The sequence below is a fragment of the Lactiplantibacillus sp. ME-2 genome (assembly GCF_022549155.1).
In the GTDB taxonomy this organism is placed as follows: Bacteria; Bacillota; Bacilli; order Lactobacillales; family Lactobacillaceae; genus Lactiplantibacillus; species Lactiplantibacillus plantarum.
Window position 1 is genome coordinate 1 of record NZ_JAKZEQ010000093.1, and the last position, 2,513, is coordinate 2,513.

The window sequence follows — 2,513 nt, forward strand, 5'->3', positions numbered from 1 at the left end:
GCTTATACACACTAGCTCATCATTACCCACTTGCAGCAGCTCCTAGCAATAACTCTATTCAAACGGCCTTCAATGAGTGCTTTAACGCTACCGGATGGACAGTAGATTATCAGACTACCAACACTATAGTGTCATTATTCAGCATTGACGGTAAGACTAAGGCTAGTACGTTATTACAGACACTAATTCAAGCCTACAATGTCGAGATTGACCCTTATGTTGAGATTGACTCACAAGGTAACATTACGAAAAAGGTGTGTGTCATTACTGACAAGCTTAATGCTGACGTGGTCTATAAGGAGGCGGTATTTGGCAAGAACATGACTAGTATTAAGCGAACAACCGTTTCAACACCGGTGACTAAGTTAATTCCATACGGGGCTAACGGTAGCACAATTGCCAATGCCAATAACGGCAAGACTTACATTGTCGATGATGATGCCAATCAGCGATATAATCCGGACTGGCAAAGTGGGCTGTACTATGAAGCCACGGTTACGGCTAACCTCATAGAGAACCCGGAGGGATTGATGACATGGGCACAAGGTATGCTCAAACTATACAACCATCCTAGAACGTACTATGAGGTTGCTGTAACGCCAGAATTCAATCCACCATTAGGCGCCACAATCAGGTTTAAAGATGAGTTAATTAAGCCGGTATTAGACGCTAGTGGACGTGTTATTCAACGGACAATCAGCTTTGCTAACCCGTATGGCAACACAGTCGGCTTTGGTGAGTATACGACCGTTCAAGTAGCAACACCAGCATGGCTTGCAGGCTATCAGAACGCTATTAGTAATGCCCTTGCGAAGGCTAAAGCAGACGCCAGCTCAGTAAAACCAGTTGCTTTAACCCCTGACGGTAACAACTTCACGGATACTACGCAGACTAAGCGATTAATCTTACAGGCTTGGGAAGGAAATACCAATATCTCATCCTACATTGATAGCAAGGGATTTATCTGGCGCCGGCACAACCCTGATGGCACGGTTGACACCAACTATGAGCAAACAGGCTACTTAGTACAAGCCCCCTATAATGCCGTTGGCACTCTAAATGGAACAATTGAGACAGGATACATTCAAAGCGACCCCGAGATTAAGCTTGATACAGCCAATATTAAACGGATAGCTGATTTTCTGCCAACTAATATCGATATTGGTGCCGTTGGTAGACAGTATATGTGTCCACTATCAAATGGGACTTATATTGGATCACAAACTATCCACGGCGACACACTATACGTGCTTCACGACAGCAATTTCAACGTAGTTAGTGCTATGACGGTTGTTAATGGCGGACACGGGGCTAGTTTTGATATTGAAGAATCCAACGGAACGGCTTATATATGGGCTTCCACCTGTGTTGACCCAGACAATAACTTATATGCTGTTAGTCGGTTTCCGTATATTCCGGGATTCAAATTAGAACCAACTGACAGCAGAATGACACATTACTGTACCATAGCTGATTGTCGATACGTCAATGTTGACTTTGCTAACGGCTATGTATTATGTGGGTTTACCAACGGCCGGCAAGATATTATTAAGCTTGCTGATATTAAGAATGGCAACTATAACGTTCAATATTCCATCAATATCACTAACTATGGCTTTGATCTTCAAAATCAAACTTACCAATCACAGACTTTAAGTTTTCCCTATGTAATTTTTCACAGTGGCGACATGGACATGCAAGATAAGCGTATGATGTACGCCGTCAACGTTGTTCATGGGGGTCAAGAGTTTGCAGTTGATGAGCTTAACGACATTGACTTAGGCATTACAGACCACAATGTTGAACCAGAAACATGCCACCTAATGCACAATTCCAATAACGAACTGTCATTATTCCTAACTTTTCATTGCCGGCCAGCAAATGACCATACGACTAATCATCAGGTAACAAGGGTTATCACGATACCAATTATTGTACGGGCACCAGCTAGCAAGATTGATAAGGGCAATGTTAATACAAATGATTAGAAGGGAGGTGAATTAAATGGCAGAATCTAACGCAACACAGGTCATTCTAACCGATGATGGTATTAAGATTATCAAGGCACAAAATATGGCTGACAATGCCGCTGGTGGGGTCACCGACTTAAACGATCCCAATTTAATGAGTGTCATTGAGAAGCAAAACAACATTGGGCAGTTCGCTGGTTTAACATCTCAATATAACGTTATCTTACAAAATGCTAAAGATGATGGGATTGACACAACCGCCGTAACTACGGCGTACAATAACTTAAACCAGTTCATGGCTGGCGTTCTGGCAAACCCTGACCATGCTAGTGATATTGACCGTGCAACATACAAAAAATATCAAGATGCTTATAACGAAGAATTAGCAAATCTTCAAAATGCTTTACAAAATAACACAAACGATAAATTCACCAGTGCCGCGAGTGCCCTAAGTCAAGCGGCTTCAACAGCTAATGTTGCTAAATCAGCCGCAGATAGCACCTACGCTTATGCCAATTCAGAGATAGCTGTGCAGTCTACAGC

Annotated in this window: 1 protein-coding gene and 1 pseudogene; both read left to right on the top strand. The window is 42.6% G+C overall.

Annotation, left to right across the window (positions count from 1 at the left end; all coding sequences use genetic code 11):
• A partial coding sequence (locus MMY95_RS15385; RefSeq protein ID WP_241277803.1) for a phage tail spike protein occupies positions 1-1,988 on the top strand: 1,988 nt, incomplete at its 5' end.
• A 16-nt stretch (positions 1,989-2,004) separates the two neighbouring features.
• Positions 2,005-2,513 (top strand): annotated as a pseudogene (locus MMY95_RS15390) (phage tail protein); the annotation flags it as partial.